General features: G+C 40.0%; 14 protein-coding genes and 1 pseudogene. 14 read left to right on the top strand and 1 reads right to left on the bottom strand.

The window, feature by feature from the left end; all coding sequences use genetic code 11:
- Positions 1–161 precede the first annotated feature (161 nt).
- The 14 genes and pseudogenes from gyrA to tldD all read left to right on the top strand — a co-directional run bounded on the left by gyrA (position 162) and on the right by tldD (position 18,071).
- Positions 162–2,879 (top strand): DNA topoisomerase (ATP-hydrolyzing) subunit A, encoded by a 2,718-nt coding sequence (gene gyrA, locus AB2N10_RS07245; RefSeq protein WP_369434567.1) that lies wholly within the window; start codon positions 162–164, stop codon positions 2,877–2,879.
- Positions 2,880–2,943: 64 nt separating this feature from the next.
- Positions 2,944–4,032 (top strand): 3-phosphoserine/phosphohydroxythreonine transaminase, encoded by a 1,089-nt coding sequence (gene serC / locus AB2N10_RS07240; protein WP_354624391.1) that lies wholly within the window; start codon positions 2,944–2,946, stop codon positions 4,030–4,032.
- 13 nt (positions 4,033–4,045) lie between these two features.
- The gene (gene hisC, locus AB2N10_RS07235; RefSeq protein ID WP_354624392.1) at positions 4,046–5,149 is read left to right on the top strand and encodes a histidinol-phosphate transaminase; all 1,104 of its coding nucleotides are present in this window, start codon (positions 4,046–4,048) and stop codon (positions 5,147–5,149) included.
- 9 nt (positions 5,150–5,158) lie between these two features.
- Positions 5,159–6,451 carry a 3-phosphoshikimate 1-carboxyvinyltransferase gene (gene aroA / locus AB2N10_RS07230; RefSeq protein WP_369434566.1) on the top strand — a complete coding sequence of 431 codons (1,293 nt, stop codon included), beginning with the start codon at positions 5,159–5,161 and terminating at the stop codon, positions 6,449–6,451.
- Between the two features lie 63 nt (positions 6,452–6,514).
- Positions 6,515–6,703: a hypothetical protein gene (locus AB2N10_RS07225; protein ID WP_354624394.1), complete on the top strand. Its 189-nt coding sequence runs from the start codon at positions 6,515–6,517 to the stop codon at positions 6,701–6,703.
- Positions 6,704–6,765: 62 nt separating this feature from the next.
- Positions 6,766–7,017 (top strand): hypothetical protein, encoded by a 252-nt coding sequence (locus tag AB2N10_RS07220; protein ID WP_354624395.1) that lies wholly within the window; start codon positions 6,766–6,768, stop codon positions 7,015–7,017.
- Positions 7,018–7,334: 317 nt separating this feature from the next.
- Positions 7,335–8,378 (top strand): rod shape-determining protein, encoded by a 1,044-nt coding sequence (locus AB2N10_RS07215; RefSeq protein ID WP_369434565.1) that lies wholly within the window; start codon positions 7,335–7,337, stop codon positions 8,376–8,378.
- A gap of 59 nt (positions 8,379–8,437) precedes the next feature.
- On the top strand, positions 8,438–9,319 hold the full coding sequence (mreC, locus tag AB2N10_RS07210; protein WP_354624396.1) for a rod shape-determining protein MreC: 882 nt from the start codon (positions 8,438–8,440) through the stop codon (positions 9,317–9,319).
- Positions 9,303–9,785 carry a rod shape-determining protein MreD gene (mreD, locus tag AB2N10_RS07205; protein ID WP_369434564.1) on the top strand — a complete coding sequence of 161 codons (483 nt, stop codon included), beginning with the start codon at positions 9,303–9,305 and terminating at the stop codon, positions 9,783–9,785. The genes mreC and mreD overlap by 17 nt, the downstream gene beginning before the upstream one ends.
- A 2-nt stretch (positions 9,786–9,787) precedes the next feature.
- Entirely contained in the window at positions 9,788–10,348 is a 561-nt protein-coding gene (locus AB2N10_RS07200; protein ID WP_354624399.1) for a Maf family protein, read from the top strand.
- A 3-nt stretch (positions 10,349–10,351) separates the two neighbouring features.
- On the top strand, positions 10,352–11,824 hold the full coding sequence (rng, locus tag AB2N10_RS07195) for a ribonuclease G (protein ID WP_369434563.1): 1,473 nt from the start codon (positions 10,352–10,354) through the stop codon (positions 11,822–11,824).
- A gap of 12 nt (positions 11,825–11,836) precedes the next feature.
- Positions 11,837–15,730, top strand: coding sequence for a YhdP family protein (locus tag AB2N10_RS07190; RefSeq protein WP_369434562.1), 3,894 nt, complete (start codon positions 11,837–11,839; stop codon positions 15,728–15,730).
- Complete coding sequence (locus AB2N10_RS07185; protein WP_354624401.1) at positions 15,708–16,586, top strand: carbon-nitrogen hydrolase family protein; 879 nt, start codon at positions 15,708–15,710, stop codon at positions 16,584–16,586. The genes AB2N10_RS07190 and AB2N10_RS07185 overlap by 23 nt, the downstream gene beginning before the upstream one ends.
- Positions 16,587–16,626: 40 nt before the next feature.
- A pseudogene (gene tldD, locus AB2N10_RS07180) lies at positions 16,627–18,071 on the top strand (metalloprotease TldD).
- Positions 18,072–18,138: 67 nt separating this feature from the next.
- Here tldD and AB2N10_RS07175 read toward each other — a convergent pair.
- Positions 18,139–18,606 carry a pullulanase-associated domain-containing protein gene (locus tag AB2N10_RS07175; RefSeq protein WP_369434561.1) on the bottom strand — a complete coding sequence of 156 codons (468 nt, stop codon included), beginning with the start codon at positions 18,604–18,606 and terminating at the stop codon, positions 18,139–18,141.
- Positions 18,607–19,026 lie beyond the last annotated feature (420 nt).

Genomic DNA, 19,026 nt, shown 5'->3' with positions numbered 1-19,026 from the left:
ACTGAAGTAATTTTGCTTATATCATATGCGTAGTAAATTTGCTGTTATCATATTCGTAGTAAATTTGCTGTGAATGCGTTTCTTCATCGCTATTTTGTGTTAGTATGCGCAACTCACTAAAATTCAATCGATATTCTATTAAATTAAGGATTTAGGTCTCTATGAGCGAATTTGCCTCTGACGTTTCTCCAATCAACATTGAAGATGAATTAAAGAACTCTTATCTTGATTATGCCATGAGCGTAATTGTTGGGCGTGCATTGCCCGATGTACGTGATGGTCTTAAGCCGGTTCATCGCCGTGTTTTATTTGCAATGAACGTGTTGCGCAATGACTGGAATAAACCCTATAAAAAATCAGCACGTGTTGTTGGTGATGTTATCGGTAAATATCATCCACATGGCGATACAGCCGTATACGATACTATTGTCCGTATGGCTCAGCCTTTCTCATTACGTTATATGCTTGTTGACGGCCAAGGTAACTTTGGTTCTGTGGATGGTGATAGTGCTGCTGCAATGCGTTATACGGAAATCCGTATGGACAAAATTGCCCATGAATTACTTGCTGACCTAGATAAAGAGACGGTTGATTATGTTCCCAACTATGACGGCACAGAGTTTATTCCTGAAGTTTTGCCGACTAAAGTACCCAATCTGTTAATCAATGGTTCATCGGGTATTGCCGTTGGGATGGCGACCAATATACCACCACACAATCTGGGTGAAGTGGTCGATGGCTGTTTAGCATTAATTGATAATGCTGATATTACCATTAACGAACTGATTGAACTGATCCCTGGCCCTGATTTTCCAACGGCAGGTATCATTAATGGCCGTAAAGGGATCATTGATGCTTACCATACTGGTCGCGGTAAAGTTAAAATTCGCGCTAAAGCGGATATCGAAGTTAACGAAAAAACCGGCCGTGAAACCATTGTTGTTCATGAACTGCCATATCAAGTTAACAAAGCTCGCCTAATTGAAAAAATAGCAGAGTTAGTTAAAGAGAAAAAAATAGAAGGCATTAGTGCTCTGCGTGACGAGTCTGATAAAGACGGTATGCGTATGGTCGTTGAAGTTAAGCGTGGTGATGTTGGAGAGGTCATTCTAAATAACCTTTACGCACAAACGCAAATGCAAGTTTCATTTGGTATTAATGCCGTTGCATTGGACCATGGGCAACCAAAACTGTTTAACTTAAAAATGATGCTCGAAGCCTTTATTCTGCATCGTCGAGAAGTGGTAACACGCCGTACCGTATTTGAACTGCGCAAAGCACGTGATAGAGCGCATATCCTTGAAGGCTTAGCAATTTCTTTAGTTAATATCGAACCAATTATTGAGTTGATTCGAAATTCAGCGACACCTGCCGAAGCGAAAATCGGTTTACAGTCACAGGGCTGGGAACTCGGTAACGTCGTTGTTATGCTTGAAGCTGCAGGGGTAAATGCTGCGCGTCCAGATGGTTTGCCGATTGAATTTGGTGTACGTGATAATCACTATTACATGACTGAAGTTCAAGCTCAGGCGATTCTAGATTTACGTTTACATAAGTTAACGGGTTTAGAGCATGAGAAAATATTAAGCGAATATAAAGAGCTATTAGAAATAATTGCCGGGTTACTGCATATTCTAGCGAGTCCTGCTCGATTAATGGAAGTTATTCGCGAAGAGTTGGAAGAAATTCGTGCAAACTTTGGCGATGCTCGCCGCACAGAAATCACTGCCAATGAAAGTGATCTTTGTATGGAAGATTTGATCACCGAAGAAGATGTGGTTGTTACGCTTTCCCACGAAGGCTATGTTAAATATCAACCTTTGACTGATTACGAAGCACAACGACGTGGTGGTAAAGGTAAATCTGCTACGAAGATGAAAGATGAAGATTTCATTGAGAAGTTACTCGTTGCCAGTACCCATGATACGATCCTCTGTTTCTCAACCCGTGGTCGACTCTATTGGTTAAAAGTGTTCCAACTGCCACTTGCTTCACGTCAAGCGCGTGGACGTCCAATTGTGAATATTTTGCCGCTTGAAGAGGGTGAACGTATCACCGCGATTCTACCGGTTCGTGAATATGAAGATGATAAATTTGTATTTATGGCAACAGCTAATGGTACGGTTAAGAAAACAGCACTAAGTGCTTATAGTCGTCCTCGTGCAAGTGGTTTGATTGCGATTAACTTAACAGATGATAACGAGTTAATTGGCGCGCAAATCACCAATGGAGAGAACGAAATAATGATCTTCTCCGATGCGGGCAAAGTCGTACGCTTTAAAGAAGCGGAAGAAATACCGGCAGTTGATGAAGACGGCAAGCCAATTCTTGATGAAAACGGCGAGCAAGAGATCAAGTTCAAAGGGGTTCGTCCAATGGGACGAACGGCAACGGGGGTTCGTGGTATAAAACTCAAAGATGGTGAGCGAGTTGTGTCGTTAATCGTTCCTAATGAAACAGGGCACATATTAACGACTACCGAAAATGGCTACGGTAAACGTACTCCACTTGAAGATTATTCGCCGAAGAGTCGTGCAACACAAGGTGTGATTTCAATTAAAGTCAGTGCCCGTAATGGTAAAGTCGTTGGCGCGGTGCAAGTTGATGAAAATGATGAAATTATGTTGATTTCTAACAAAGGGACTCTGGTACGTACACCTGTTAGTGGCGTTTCTATTGTTGGCCGTAATACTCAAGGTGTTACGTTAATCAAGACCCGTGACGATGAAAAAATCGTGGCATTACAACGTATCGAAGAGATAAAAGATCAGCCTGTTTATGACGAAGAGGATGAAGGAGTAGAAAGTAGCAACCAACAGGTGGTGCCTGATAGTGTTGTTGATGTGCAATCAGATGACTCCTCTGAGCCACAGGATTAAATTATTATTATATTAAAATAAGCGGCTTTTGCCGCTTATTTTGTTTTAAGAGATGAACAATATTATGACTAAAATATTTAACTTTTGTGCAGGGCCTGCGATGTTACCAGAAGCAGTTATGCAAAAAGCACAACAGGAATTTTGTAATTGGCAGGGAATGGGTGTTTCTGTCATGGAGATAAGCCACCGCAGCCCTGAATATGTTGCGATGGCCGCGGAGGCAGAACAAGATCTACGTGATTTAATGGAAATTCCGGATAATTACAAAGTCTTATTTTGTCATGGTGGTGGTCGAGGGCAATTTGCCGCAGTACCATTAAATTTATTAGCTGATAAATTAGATGTCGATTATCTGCTGACGGGGGAGTGGTCTAAGTATGCTGCCGCAGAGGCGAAGAAACATGCGCGTGTTAATGAAACCAATATCATGGAGCAAACGGTTGCTGGTAAAAAAACGGTGCAGGCGTGTAGCGATTGGCTCATTAATGCAGGTGCGGCCTATGCCCATTACTGTCCGAATGAAACCATTGAAGGTATTGAAATCTTTGATGTGCCAGAAACTGGCGTCGTTCCTTTAGTAGCGGATATGAGCTCAATGATTTTATCGCGTCCAATCGATGTCTCTAAGTTTGGTATTATTTATGCTGGCGCTCAAAAAAATATCGGTCCATCGGGGTTAGCTATTGTCATTGTTCGTGAAGATTTGATTGGTAAAGCGCGTACCGCGATCCCCTCTATTTTTGATTATCAGATCCAAGCCAATGCAGATTCTATGTACAACACGCCGCCTACCTATGCGTGGTATCTAGCTGGGCTGGTCTTTAAGTGGCTTAAAGAGCAAGGTGGTCTAGCTGAAATGGAAAAGCAAAATATTGCTAAAGCAGAGCTACTTTATAATTATATTGATAACTCACCATTTTATGCGAATAACATCGCGGATGAAGTTCGTAGTCGTATGAATATACCTTTTACACTGGCTAACGATGCCTTAAGTGAAACCTTCTTAAAAGAGTCTAAGGCAGCTGGGCTTTTAACTTTGAAGGGGCATAAATTAGTCGGTGGTATGCGAGCGAGTATTTATAATGCGATGCCAATGGAAGGCGTACAAGCGTTAGTTGATTTTATGTCTGCATTTGAAAAAAAATATGCTTAAGTAGGGATAATAGATGAGTTGTGATTTTTTAAATATAGCGAATACAGGCGTGCAAAAACTGCACCCTTATCAAGCTGGTAAACCGATAGAAGAGTTAGAGCGTGAGCTAGGTATTAGCAATATTGTTAAGCTCGCTTCTAATGAAAATCCATTAGGCTTAAGCCCCATGGTGAAAGCCGCTCTAGTGAAAGAGCTCGAACAGTTAACGCGTTATCCTGATGCTAATGGTTACTACTTAAAAGCAGCGCTAGCAGAAAAATACGCGGTAGATATTAAGCAAATTACACTAGGTAATGGATCGAATGATCTACTTGAATTAGTGGCGCGTGCCTTTGTTGATAATAGCAATGAAGTGATATTTGCTGAGCATGCCTTTGTGGTTTACCCTATTGTGACACAGGCTATTGGCGCACAGGCAGTGGTTGTTGCCGCTAAAAATTATGGCCATGACTTAACGGCTATGGCTGCCGCGGTAACTGACAAAACCGCACTGATTTTTATCGCCAATCCAAACAATCCAACGGGTACTTTTTTGCAGCAAGATGAAATCGTTGCTTTCCTAAAAAAAGTGCCTGAACATGTGATTGTTGTCTTAGACGAAGCCTATTTTGAATATGCGCCTGCATCGCTCCGCGGTAATGCGATTGCCTGGATTAATGAGTTCCCGAATTTAGTGGTTTCTCGCACCTTTTCAAAGGCTTATGGTTTAGCTGGTTTACGTGTTGGTTACACGATATCTAATCCACAAGTTGCTGATATATTAAACCGTGTTCGTCAGCCATTTAATTGTAATAGCTTAGCCCTTAAAGCCGCCGAAACCGTTCTGCAAGATGAACAATATCTAGCCAATGGCGTTGCGTTAAACGCGCAGGGTATGGCAGATTTAACCGCATTCTTTGAAGGTCACAAGCTTGATTATATTCCTTCTATGGGCAATTTTATTACCGTAAATGTGGGAAAGAGTGGCGATGAAGTATATCAAGATTTATTACGTGAAGGTGTCATTGTTCGTCCGATCACGGGCTATGGTTTAGCCAATCATTTGCGTATTAGTATAGGCACACAAACAGAAAATCAGCGTTTTAAAGACGCTTTGATTAAAGTACTCGAATTGTAAGAGAATATTATGGAACAACTATTATTAAATCCAATTGCAAAAGTCGATGGAGATATCAATCTTCCCGGTTCAAAAAGTCTCTCTAATCGAGCTTTGTTATTAGCCGCATTAGCGCAGGGCACAACCACATTAACCAACCTATTGGACAGTGATGATATTCGCCACATGTTAAACGCGCTAACAAAATTAGGCGTTAAATATCATCTTTCCGACGATAAAAAACAGTGCGTAGTGGAAGGGCTTGGGCGTGCCTTTAATACCAGCGAGCTTGGTTGCTTAGAACTATTTCTAGGTAATGCTGGAACGGCTATGCGCCCACTTTGTGCTGCATTATGTTTAGGGCAAGGTGAATATATATTAACGGGTGAACCACGCATGTTTGAACGTCCAATTGGTAGTTTAGTGGATGCACTACAACAGGCAGGGGCTGAGGTTAGTTACCTGAAGAACGAAAATTATCCCCCACTTAAAATCAAAGGAACCGGTCTAAAAGGCGGTACGATTCAAATTGATGGAAGTGTTTCAAGTCAGTTTTTAACAGCATTTTTGATGTCAGCACCGCTGGCTCAAGAAGATACCGTGATTGAAATCGTCGGTGAATTAGTTTCAAAACCTTATATCAAAATTACCTTGCAAATAATGCAGGATTTTGGTGTTGTCGTTGATAACGTAGATGGTCAATATCAACGCTTTATTATTAAAGCGGGGCAAACCTACCGCGCTCCAGGGGAATATCTTGTGGAAGGCGATGCTTCGTCAGCATCTTACTTTTTAGCTGCCGCTGCCATTGGTGGTGGAAGTATTAAAGTGACCGGTATTGGCCGAAAATCAGTGCAGGGAGATATTCAATTTGCCGATGCATTAGAGGCAATGGGCGCACAAATTGAATGGGGAGATGATTTTATCAAAGCAAGCCGTGGTAAGCTAAAGGCGATTGATATGGATATGAATCATATTCCCGATGCGGCCATGACAATTGCCGTCGCCGCGCTGTTTGCAGAAGGTACGACAACCATCCGTAATGTCTATAATTGGCGAGTGAAAGAGACTGACCGTTTATTTGCAATGGCGACAGAGTTGCGTAAAGTAGGGGCAACTGTTGTAGAGGGGCATGATTTTATTAGCGTGACTCCCCCTGTACAGCTCAAACATGCCGCTATTGATACCTATGATGATCATCGTATGGCGATGTGTTTTTCTTTAGTTGCGTTAAGTGATACAGCGGTCACTATTAATGACCCTAAATGTACCTCTAAGACATTTCCTGACTACTTTGAAAAATTAGCGTCGGTAAGTCATTAAGTCGATAAAGGCAGGTATTTGTTGCTAAGCATACAAACTATTAAACGCATAATGACTTTGTGTATGGTCACAGGGATTATGTTGGTTATTGTTGGAGTCAGTTTAGCAACCTTTACCGACCTCACCGTATCCATGGGAACGGATGGGGTTTTGATGATTGGTCTGATTATTGGTTTAGGTTTATTGCTACTTATTCCAAGTAAAATTTACTTAACTTTATTGTTGTTACAAAAAAACGATTGGGGTGGATAAGCGCTGTTTTCTCAAAGGTCTCTGGATTTACTTCTGTTTTTATCCGTTTGTCAGATTTTAATATGAAAATTAGACTAACTACCTATGCTATTTTTTTCTTGAGTTTATTGTGCTCATTGTTCTGCTTCTTAGCTGTATCTGGAGCCGTGCTTCCTTATCAAGATGCAACTCAATATATGCTAATAGAGCAAGCAAAAGAAATTAAGTTTTGGGAGTTTTCTCTTTTAGGCAGTTCGCTGATAAGTTTAATTAGTAGCATAGCTCTTTGGAAAAGCGTTCGTAAGAAAAAACTTTTGCTGAAAAACAATAGTTAAAGACCTAACAAGTTAAATTTACAAGGAGTAAAAAAAGGTGGGTTATCGTCCACAGCTCGCTCATTTTAGCCCACAATTTTTAGCTTATTATTATGGGCGTTATATAAAGTAACGCCGGCGTAAAAAATAAATGTGAACAGTATAATAGTGGAGGTGAAATTCCAGTTGTTTTTATTGTTCATTTTCTACCCATATCGTGTGCAAAATCGCACGGTAAGCACTATTATTGCTGCTATTCGCTTTCTTTTCTTGATGAATTTTAGGCGTGTTGTTAAAGTATGCTTCCTATTTTGTTTTAGTTATTTTGGAAAACTTTTATGTTTAAAATGTTTCGAGGTATGTTCTCCAACGATTTATCAATCGATTTGGGAACCGCAAACACACTTATTTATGTAAAAGGTCAAGGCATAGTCTTAAATGAGCCTTCAGTTGTTGCTATTCGTTTAGATAAAAATGGTGCTGGTAAGAGTGTTGCTGCAGTCGGACATGAAGCCAAATTAATGCTTGGTAAAACACCGGGTAATATTCAAGCTATTCGCCCCATGAAAGATGGCGTAATTGCTGATTTTTATATTACTGAAAAAATGTTACAGCACTTTATTAAACAAGTGCACAATAATAGCTTTTTACGCCCTAGCCCACGTGTTTTAGTCTGTGTTCCCTGTGGTTCAACACAGGTTGAGCGACGTGCTATTCGCGAATCTGCTCAGGGAGCTGGTGCCCGCGATGTATTTTTAATCGATGAACCAATGGCCGCTGCAATTGGTGCCGGTATGCCAGTTTCCGAAGCGAAAGGTTCAATGGTTGTCGATATCGGCGGTGGTACAACGGAAGTTGCTGTTATCTCACTAAATGGTATCGTTTATTCTGCTTCTGTACGTATTGGTGGTGACAAATTTGATGAGGCGATCATCAATTATGTGCGTCGTAATTATGGCTGCACTATTGGTGAAATAACAGCTGAGCGTATTAAACACAGCATTGCGATTGCCCATCCTATTAATGATGTTCGTGAAATAGAAGTACGCGGCGTAAACGTCGCAGAAGGTGTACCTCGTAGTTTTACACTTAATAGCAATGAAATTTTAGAAGCACTGCAAGAACCTTTAAGTGGCATTGTTACTGCCGTGATGTTGGCGTTAGAAAAAACCCCACCGGAATTAGCTGCTGATATCGCTGAGCGCGGTATGGTGTTAACGGGGGGCGGGGCGTTACTCTGTGAATTAGATCGCTTACTTTCAGAAGAGTCAGGTATACCTGTTATTGTGGCTGATGATCCGCTAACTTGTGTTGCTCGTGGTGGTGGTATGGCACTGGATATGATCGATATGTATGGTGGTGATTTGTTCAACGCAGATTAGTTTCAACATTTAATGCTCTGCGTAAGTCGGGCATTATTTTATTTATTTGAACGGTAATAATGAAAACAATTTTTACGCGTGGCCCATCGCTTTTATTAAGGCTATCCTTAGTGATAGCCTTTTGCATTCTTCTTTTATTAGCAGATAGTCAATTTAACCTATTTGCATCATCTCGAATATACCTTAACTCCTTAGTTAGCCCTGTCCAATATGTAGCTGATGCGCCACAGAAGCTATTTAGTTCATTATCAGAAAATTTAATGACTCGCCAGGAATTGAAAGAGCGTAATTTACAATTAGAAAAAGATAATCTTTTATTAAAAGCAGATCGTTTACTATTAACGCAAATGCAAAAAGACAATGAACAATTAAGAAAATTATTAAACTCACAAAAAAGCTACACACACAAAAGAATGATTGCAGAAGTGATGAGCTTACGGTCAGATCCATTCACTCATCAATTGCTAATCGACAAGGGCGCTTTAGATGGTGTATATCTGGGACAGCCAGTTATCAACGAACAAGGTGTTGTTGGGCAAATATCGCAAGTTGGCAGTACAACAAGCCGTGTATTACTCATTGTTGATGCAAGCCATGGTATCCCAGTTCGAGTAGAGCGTAATGATATGGTTGCTATTGTGCATGGCAGTGGTGCATGGAATAAATTAAATGTTCCATTTATTCGCAGTAATGCCGATTTGCAACCCGGTGATTTGCTGGTTACATCGGGATTAGGAGGGCGATTTCCTCCGGGCTATCCAGTGGCAACCGTGAGTCAATTTGATTATCAAGAGGGGGCGCATTATGCGCGCGTTTCTGCCACACCAACGGCTCTCTTAGATCGCAGTCGCTACTTACTGTTATTGTGGGGTGATAAGCCAGCAAAGGATAATGATACCTTATTGGCTCCTGTTGGGGACAACGATGTCGACATTCAATAGTTATAGGATTATCTATTGTACTTTTTTTATTAGTTTAATTGGTGCAATTTTTCCCTTGCCTTTATTTCTTAATGCATTTCGTCCTGATTGGATGATGTTGGTTATTTTTTATTGGGTATTAGCCTTGCCCCATAGAGTGAGTATTTTCCATGCTTTTATACTTGGGGTTTTATTAGATTCGTTATTAGGCTCAATATTAGGCATGCATGCTTTAGTCTTTTCTATTTTGGCCTATATTGTGAGTATTAATTATCAACGCTTTCGACATTTCACATTAGTACAAACAACATTAATCGTTGGTTTTTTTGTTTTAATTTCTAAGATTCTGTTATATTTTGTTGCATCAAACTTGCAAGATATTGTTTTACATAAACATTATTTTTGGTCTGTGTTTACATCAATGCTTGTCTGGCCTTGGTTTTTTCTTTTTATGCGTTTTATTCGCATTCATTTTAGGGTTGTATAAGTATGATCTATTTAGCTTCTAACTCACCAAGGCGTGCAGAATTGTTGCAACAAATTAATGTGCCATTCAAGCGGGTAAAGGGGGATATTGAAGAGCAAAGAGCTAACTCTGAAACAACGGAGAATTACGTATTACGCTTGGCTTTACAAAAGGCGCAAGCAGGCTTTAACAATAGTGATCAAACTAGGCCCGTACTGGGTGCCGATACCATCGTGGTGGTTGATCATGAAATATTAGAAAAGCCACAAAATCAAGCCCATGCTATGAGCATGTTACAGTTATTATCTGGGCGTACACATCAAGTTTTTACAGCCATAGCAATTGTCTCTAGGGAGACATTTAAAACACAACTGGTTAAAACCGATGTGACTTTTAAACTATTAACAGAGCAGGAAATGGAAGCGTATTGGTTAACTGGCGAGCCAATAGATAAAGCTGGCGGATATGGCATTCAGGGGTATGCGGGTAAGTTTGTATCTCATATAAATGGTAGTTACAGTGCAGTGGTTGGGTTGCCTCTATATGAAACAGACCAACTCATTAATGAATTTTATAGGATTTGAAAAATGTCAGTTGAATTATTAATGAATATTACCCCTAGTGAAACACGTGTTGCATTAATTGAAGCAGGTGTTTTACAAGAGTTACATATAGAACGTGATGCCACTAAGGGGATTGTTGGCAATATTTACAAAGGTAAAGTCAGTCGCGTTTTGCCGGGAATGCAAGCTGCATTTGTCAATATCGGTTTAGAAAAGGCGGCTTTTTTACATGCCTCTGATATCGTGCCCCATACCGAATGTGTGGCACAAACTGAAAAAGCACAATTTAAAGTCGCAGATATCTCTGAGTTAGTACGTCAAGGCCAAGATATTATGGTGCAGGTGATTAAAGATCCCTTGGGCACTAAAGGTGCTCGCCTCACCACCGATATTACAGTGCCTTCGCGTTATTTGGTTTTTATGCCAGGCAGTCAGCATGTAGGGGTTTCACAACGCATTGAAAGTTCAGAAGAGCGGGAACGTTTAAAAAGCATCACTCAACAATATGTGAGTGAGTTAGGCGGCTATATTATTCGTACGGCAGCCGAAGGGGCGCCTGAAAATGAATTGAAACAGGATGCCGCATTCTTACAGCGTGTTTGGGCCAAAGTATTAGTACGTCGACAGCGCCCAAAAACGAAAAATTGTCTGTTATATAAAGATTTACGTTTAGCATTTAGGATTCTTAGGGATTTCGTAGGCAGTGAAATTGATAGAGTACGCATCGATTCTAAACTTACCTACAATGAAATTAAAGCGTTCACTCAAGAGTTTGTGCCTGAGCTTGAGGACAAAATAGAGTACTATTCAGGCGAAAGTCCTATTTTTGACCTCTTTGATGTTGAAAATGAGGTACAGCGCGCACTAGATCGAAAAGTAGAGCTCAAGTCCGGCGGATATTTAATTATTGACCAGACGGAAGCGATGACCACTGTTGATATTAATACCGGCGCATTTGTCGGCCACCGTAATCTCGAAGAGACTATCTTCAATACCAATATCGAGGCGACACAGGCAATTGCAAGGCAGTTACGTTTACGTAATTTGGGGGGGATCATTATTCTCGATTTTATTGATATGAAGTCTAAAGATCATAGACGACGTGTCTTTAGCAGTTTAGAGCAAGCCTTAGCTAAGGATAGGGTTAAAACACATATCAATGATTTCTCTCCATTGGGGTTGATTGAGATGACCCGTAAGCGAACACAGGAAAGTTTAGAACACATTTTTTGTGGTGAATGTGCAGAGTGCCATGGTCGCGGTTATGTTAAAACCGTTGAAACTGTCTGTTATGAGGTGCTACGTGAAATTTTGCGCGTGAATCGTGCCTATGATGTTGAACGGTTTATTGTTTATACTTCACCTGCGGTAGCCGAAGCGTTGCAGGGCGATGAGTCATATAGTTTGGGGGAGTTGATTTTATTCATGTCAAAACGGGTAGAGATACATGCAGAGCCATTATATGGGCAAGAGCAATTTGATGTTGTTATGATGTAATTAGGCTGAAAATTGAAGCTGTTTTTATGGAAATGGACAAAGCGATTATGGGCATTGCTTGCAATAAAACTTTTTATTATTGCAACATGTTTAACTTTAGTGCGGATATTATTTGTCCGCATTGAATACTATAAGGAAGATGTTACTAATTGGCTTGCTAGTGAATACAATATTAATGTATCCGTTGATAATATCTCAGCTGGCATTGATTTTTCTGGCTTAGTTTTTATCCTCAACAATACAAAATTAATCGACTCCGCAGAGCAACCCGTCTATTTCGCTTCAGATTACCTTTTTCTACACTTAGATTTTTGGAATTCAGTAACACAAAAGCATTTAAGCTTTAATAAAATAACACTAAAAGGTGTTGATTTACGCTTCAACGAAAGCGCTCAAGGTAATCACTATAGCGAACAAGAAACGTTGACCTTCGAAAGATTGCAGCAGGTTTTTTTACAACAGTTTAAACAATTTTCAGTCACAGATGGACGTGTTCATTTCAAAAACCCATTGGGTCAAGAGAAAACCATTGTCATTGAAAAATTACACTGGCTAAATGCTAAAAACAGACACCAAGGCGTGGGTAGTGCCTCCTTCGGTACCGCTTTGAAGGGAAAACCACTGCAGTTTGTTATCGATTTGTCGCCACCTCAGAATGATAGCAGTTCCTATATCGGGCAGCTTTATGCAGAAGCCGATAACCTTGACCTAAGTGGTTATTTGGCGGCGCATGTCAATCCTAATGCGCAAATATCAAAAGCGATGATAGGTTTGCAAGTTTGGGCCGATTTCACGCTTGATAAACTACAACAAATCCAGATTAAATTTAATAATAGTGATTTCGCATGGTCTCAAGCGGGAAAAAATCATGATTGGCAGGTTAACAGTGGTGTATTGCAGTTAACGAATGGTGAGCACAACTGGCTACTTGATACCTATAATATTGATGCCTACTATGATAAACACCCACTCAAAGATCTTGCTATCGCAGCGACTGGCACGATGCGACACGCTTCCGTTTTATTTAAGGGAGTTAATGTCAATGCATTATTGCCCTTGTATTTGCTAAATTCCGATTTATCCACCCCTGACATTTTACAAATTGAAAAACTTGACGTCGATGCCAAGTTAAGCAGTTTGATGATTAATCAAGATTTAGAGAACAGGATTATTTTTGATGTTGCTATTAAACAGTTGAAAAATAAACCCGTTGGTGCCATACCTGGTTTGAGCCATGCAAATATTTATATTAGTGGTGCTGTGGATCAGGGGGATATGCTAATTGAGTTAGACAAGCAGGACCTCTATTTTGATGAGCAATTTAATCGGCCTATGCCCATTGAGGCTGCACAATTAAACCTACAATGGCAGACGCTTAAAAATGGTATTAAATTATCCAGTGAACAGAGTGTAATAACAACAACTGATGTCGATACAATAACGGAATTTTCACTGCTTATCCCCAATGAAAAATCCAATAGTCAATCACCATTTTTGAGTCTGTACAGCTATGCTTCATTAAATGATGCTAGCAAAGCACAGCATTACTTCCCGATTAAAGAATTGGGGCAAGAGGTTTTTGATTATCTTCAGCCAACCTTCAAAAAAGGTCACGTGGATGGAGCGAAGATCCTCTGGTATGGTGCATTGAGTGACTATCCATATAGAGAAAATAATGGCATTTTTCAAGCTTGGGTGCCGTTAAGGGATGCCGAATATGACTTCTACGGTCAATGGCAGGGATTGAGCAACTTAGATTTAAATCTACATTTTGAAAATGATTGGCTAAAAATGGAGGCTTTGCGTGCCTCTTTAGGTGATGTTCAGGTTGCAAAACTTAGTGCTAACATTGACACCCTTAGCCCGGATGGTGTATTGACTATTGCTGCAAACATTGCAGATAAAGCGCAGAGTATTGCTACTTATTTAAAAACCTCCCCGCTTAAGGAGAGTGTTGGTAGTACGTTGCATATTATTGATGTTCAAAAGCAATTGTCGGGTAAATTGGAGATTTCTGTTCCCTTTGCCGATGAAACTGAAATTACTGGGCAAGTGGTACTTGCTGATAATGATATCAATATTCACATCAATGATGACGTTATTATTCCCTTGAACCATGTGCAGGGAGAATTCTCTTTTGTAAATGGTAATTTAACGGGTAATAATTTAACTGCACAACTTTTCAAACATCCTCTACAATTTTCCTTTAACGCTTTAGAGAAAACAGATAAATATGAAGTAGATGTAGATTTATCTGGACAATGGGATGCAGAGAAATTAGCTGCTATTCATAGCGATATTGCAGCATTGAATTTATCCGGTTCATTAGCGTGGCAGGGGAAAATTGATTTTGACTATTTTTATGAAAATGAAGAGTTTCACTACAAGGGGGCACTCGACTCTATGACGCAAGGCTTGCAAGTCGCCTTGCCAGCACCGTTTAATAAAAATTCCTTGCAATCATGGCCAATGAAATTTTCTGTTTCGGGTGATAAAGATGCGAGTTTATTTAGTCTTAATATTGCAGATAAATTAGATTTGCAAGGCAAGCTCGATTATCAAGGTGCAGACCTAAAAGTCCCCTATGCCACATTAAATATTGGTATGCACAAAATAGATCAGATAGATAGCGATAAGCAAGTGGTTAATATTGACTTAGATAAGCTCGATATTGCCCCTTGGTATTCACAGTGGCGCAAACTGCAAAGTCACCAAGCGCAATTTTCCCAGGGGAATAGTTCGCAACTTATCAAATTAGATACGCTTGATATCCATGTTAAAGAGGCTCAACTCTTTGAGCAAGCAATCAATGAGTTACAAATTAATAGTATTAATATCGATAACAAATGGTCCATTAAGTACGTTGCAGATAATTTGCAAGGGAATATTGAATACCGTTTAGGAATGCCTGATTGCATTGACCTTGATATTAATAAAATGGAATTTAAGGATATCAATATCGCCGCTTATCACTCATTAGAAAATGTACAGAGTAAAGATACCTCCTCTATTAGCACAAATTTACTTGCAGATTACCCTGAAGTATTTGCCTCCTGTGAACGCTGCCTTATCGCAGAGTATGATTTCTCTCCCTTAGCATTGCATATTTTTCCAACTAAATCGCGCCTGAATATTGATTATATTAAGTTGGGCGATGAAACCGAGTTTACAAAATTATCAGGTGTTTGGGATCAACGGCGCAGTAATATGATCATCGATTCCTTAGCTAATGATAAACAGAGTATCTTGAATCGGATGGGCTATGTGGGGCCGATTGTTTTTCAGAAAGCTGAGTTAACCGGAGCGGTGAATTGGTTAGGGGCACCATGGGAATTTAATTATGCATCTTTAAATGGTGTACTCTCTATGCAGATTGATAATGGTTCTATTACGGATGTCAGTGATAAAGGTGCGAGACTGTTAAGCCTTTTTAGTTTAGATGCGATAAGACGTTCTTTAAACCTTGAATTTAATAACGTATTCGCGAAAGGGTTTAACTTTAATAAAATGACATTATCGGCCAACGTAAATAATGGTATCGCTAACAATGATGATTTTTATTTAGATGGTGCAGCCGGTAAAATAGTTGGTAAGGGGATCATTGACTTACCTAATCAAGAGACGAATTATAAATTTAGTTATAGCCCTGCAGTAACATCAAGTCTGCCTGTTTTAACCGCATTTGCTATTAATCCTATTACCGGGGCCGCGGTGTTATTGATGAGTAAATTATTTGAACCCGTTGTCGACACCGTTGTGAGGGTTGATTTTTCGGTCAAAGGTTCATTTAATGATCCGCAAGTAAAAATGGTTAGTCGTGAACGGGGTCAAGTTGAATTACAAAACAGTGAAGTGTTGGAAAAAATCAATGAGGAGCATTTAAATGATAAAAGCGGCCAACCCTAAACGCTTTAATTTATCTGCATTACAAATGGTTAGTGTAGCTGAGCCTGAACAAAATATCGCAACCATTGAACGTTTATTATCTGACCTTGAACCGATACCTAATCAACTTGTTTTGTTACCAGAAAATGCACTAAGTTTTGCTAATAAAGCGGCTTATTTAACATTAGCAGAGCAGATTGGAGAGGGGGTTTTACAATCACAATTAGCTTGCCTTGCTGCACGTTACCAATGCTATTTAGTCTGTGGCAGCTTTCCAATTCGGCCTGAACAAAGTCAACCGCAACAGAGTGGAATTTATACAACCAGTTTGGTTTTTTCACCGCAGGGGAGATTAATCAGCCATTACCACAAAATCCACCTGTTTGATGCGCTAGTGAGTGATGCGAAAGGTTTATATAAAGAATCCGATACTTTTTTAGCCGGGCAAGATTTACAATTGTTTGATTGGAAAAATGGTAATAAATCAGTCAAAGTGGGTTTAGCTATCTGTTATGATCTCCGTTTTCCCTCTCTGTTTCAGGCATTACGAGATAATGGAGCCGAAGTCATATTAGTACCTGCCGCATTTACACAGCCGACAGGTTACGCGCATTGGCTACCCTTATTACAGGCAAGAGCGATAGAAAATCAGTGTTATGTCGTTGCCGCTAACCAAGGTGGAACGCACCCCTGTGGTCGACAGACCTATGGTCACTCTATGATCATATCGCCTTGGGGGAAAGTGTTAACAGAGTGCTATTCAGGGGATGCTTTCATTGTTAGTGAGTTTGAAAAAAAATTAATTGATGAGATCCGTATGGCGATGCCCGTCTCACAACATAACCGTTTTATTACAACCTTAATCAGCGAGTCGTAAACCATAAATAGGCGGCTTTTTATAATTTAAAGGAACAACTATGTCTTTCGATCAAGTTTGTGAGCGCTTTTTAGCACCCGCACAATTACAGCTTAACGATCTAGAACAACAGCTAGGGCGTATTTGCATGCCGCAAATTGATTATGCTGATTTCTATTTCCAAGCCAGTCGTCATGAATCGTGGTTGTTAGAAGATGGTATTGTTAAGGATGCCAGTTATAACATCGAGAAAGGCGTTGGTATACGCGCTGTTGCTGGGGAAAAAACGGGATTTGCCTACTCTGATCAAATATCAAAAAGAGCTATTGTGGAAGCTGTTAATGCTGCTCGCAGTATCACTAAAAGTGGTCAAGAAAGAGAAGTTAAATTATCTTTATCACCGCCGCCTAAACTGGTATATATGCCATCCGATCCTCTTGCTAGCTTATCAGAAGATAAAAAAATAACGCTTTTAAAACAAGTCGATATTTTCACTCGTGCACTTGAGCCAATGGTCTGTGAAGTTAATGTTTCTTTAAATGCCGTTTATGAAGAAATTCTAGTTGTTGCAAGTGATGGCACATTAGCCTCAGATATTCGTCCATTAGTCCGCTTTGGCTGCTCCGTGCTGATTGAAAAAAATGGTAAAAGAGAGCGTGGCAGTGCTGGTGGTGGGGGACGATTTGACCTTGATTACTTTACCGACAGCCAAGAGGGAGAAGCAATGGCTTTTTCCTATGCGCGAGAAGCTGTCCGTCAAGCAATGGTCAATATTGATGCCGTTGCAGCGCCTGGAGGTTCATGCCTGTTATTTTAGGAGCAGGATGGCCTGGTGTGCTTTTACATGAAGCTGTTGGCCATGGGCTAGAAGGTGATTTTAATCGCAAGGGCTCCTCTGCGTATTCGGGTTGTATCGGACAGCAAGTTGCCTCTAAATACTGTACTGTGATTGACGATGGTACAATCAAAGATCAACGTGGCTCAATTAATATTGATGATGAAGGCACTGTTGGGCAACGTAATGTGTTAATTGAAAATGGTGTTTTAAAAGGATATATGCAGGATAAGCTTAATGCCCGATTAATGGGATCTAATCCGACCGGAAATGGTCGCCGCGAATCCTATGCTCATTTGCCTTTACCACGAATGACCAATACCTACATGCTCAATGGTGAGAGTGAACATGATGAACTAATTGAGAGTGTTAAAAAAGGAATTTATGCCCCCAATTTTGGTGGTGGGCAGGTTGATATTACTTCGGGTAAATTTGTATTTTCTGCTTCTGAAGCCTATTTAATTGAAGATGGTAAAATTACCGCTCCGATTAAAGGTGCCACCCTTATCGGTAATGGCTTTGATGCAATGAAAAAAATCTCAATGGTCGCTAATAATCTGTCCCTTGATCCCGGTGTTGGTGTTTGTGGCAAAGAGGGGCAAAGTGTCCCAGTTGGGGTCGGGCAGCCATCCTTGAAAATAGATCAATTGACAGTCGGTGGAACAAATTAATTCACTTATATAGAAAAGGTGCCGTTAGGCACCTTTATTTACTATAGATCTAAAGTAAGCTAGTCGCTTACATTTCAGGATCTGCTTTTAGTACAGCACTGCCTTCGGTAGTAAATACATCTACACCGAATTTTTCACGTGAGTAAGAGTGGTCAAGACCACCTAAATCTTTTGAATTACCCATGTGTACAATAAATTTGAACTCTTTCCAATCAGCACTTTTAAGTGGTACAACGTAGTATGCGCCGTATTTATCTGAAACACCTGTTAGAGGGAATGCATCGTACCAGCTAGTTTCTTCAACTACATCACCAGACCAAAGGTGTAGACCCCAGTCCGTATAATCGTTGTCAGCACGTTTGTAGTAGATCACAGCTTGATCTGGAGCTGGTGTATATAAACCAGGGATATTAGTTTCGCCAGCATCGGCAACAACTGCTGTTTCAGCTGCAGCTTGATCATTATTTGCTGGAGTAGAAGAACAGCCTACCACTGCGATTGCGGCGAAGCCTGCGAGTAAATGTTTAAAAGTCATAATATTTCCTTATAATATTTATGTTTTATTTTGTTAAAAGAGAAACCCTTAACAAATCTATAGTTATTATTGTTAGTGCTATAGCTATATATTTGCTTGCTTAATGACTACAACACCTTGTTTTTATGCAAACAATGCTAGGGTAATTTAAATTTCACTTAGACACAAAATAACATTGATTAATTTTTAAGAAATAGTGAGCGAAGACCTATTTTTAATAATTGCATGTTAATTTTTTAGGATGTATGACTTACTTAGCAGAATATTTTTAAAATAGGTAATTATTAGCAATAGACATAAATAACGGGCCTATTTAATAGGCAAAATCACGCACTTACTCTTTGTCAGTTTCGCAAAGGATATCGATAATTTACGCTTCTCATTGATTGTTTCTTTCTGTGTAAAATTCATAACCCATAC

The sequence above is a fragment of the Psychromonas sp. MME1 genome (assembly GCF_041080865.1).
Lineage (GTDB): Bacteria > Pseudomonadota > Gammaproteobacteria > Enterobacterales > Psychromonadaceae > Psychromonas.
The sequence above is the reverse complement of the archived record's forward strand: the minus strand, read 5'-3'. Positions and strand labels throughout refer to the sequence as shown.

Excerpts from the sequence above, each read along its gene's own strand:
- mreD (WP_369434564.1), top strand. The coding sequence starts at position 9,303 with ATGTCGACATTCAATAGTTATAGGATTATCTATTGTACTTTTTTTATT.
- serC (WP_354624391.1), top strand. The coding sequence starts at position 2,944 with ATGACTAAAATATTTAACTTTTGTGCAGGGCCTGCGATGTTACCAGAA.
- AB2N10_RS07200 (WP_354624399.1), top strand. The coding sequence starts at position 9,788 with ATGATCTATTTAGCTTCTAACTCACCAAGGCGTGCAGAATTGTTGCAA.
- rng (WP_369434563.1), top strand. The coding sequence starts at position 10,352 with ATGTCAGTTGAATTATTAATGAATATTACCCCTAGTGAAACACGTGTT.
- gyrA (WP_369434567.1), top strand. The coding sequence starts at position 162 with ATGAGCGAATTTGCCTCTGACGTTTCTCCAATCAACATTGAAGATGAA.
- AB2N10_RS07185 (WP_354624401.1), top strand. The coding sequence starts at position 15,708 with ATGATAAAAGCGGCCAACCCTAAACGCTTTAATTTATCTGCATTACAA.
- aroA (WP_369434566.1), top strand. The coding sequence starts at position 5,159 with ATGGAACAACTATTATTAAATCCAATTGCAAAAGTCGATGGAGATATC.
- AB2N10_RS07175 (WP_369434561.1), bottom strand. The coding sequence starts at position 18,606 with ATGACTTTTAAACATTTACTCGCAGGCTTCGCCGCAATCGCAGTGGTA.
- AB2N10_RS07220 (WP_354624395.1), top strand. The coding sequence starts at position 6,766 with ATGAAAATTAGACTAACTACCTATGCTATTTTTTTCTTGAGTTTATTG.
- AB2N10_RS07215 (WP_369434565.1), top strand. The coding sequence starts at position 7,335 with ATGTTTAAAATGTTTCGAGGTATGTTCTCCAACGATTTATCAATCGAT.
- mreC (WP_354624396.1), top strand. The coding sequence starts at position 8,438 with ATGAAAACAATTTTTACGCGTGGCCCATCGCTTTTATTAAGGCTATCC.
- hisC (WP_354624392.1), top strand. The coding sequence starts at position 4,046 with ATGAGTTGTGATTTTTTAAATATAGCGAATACAGGCGTGCAAAAACTG.
- AB2N10_RS07225 (WP_354624394.1), top strand. The coding sequence starts at position 6,515 with ATGGTCACAGGGATTATGTTGGTTATTGTTGGAGTCAGTTTAGCAACC.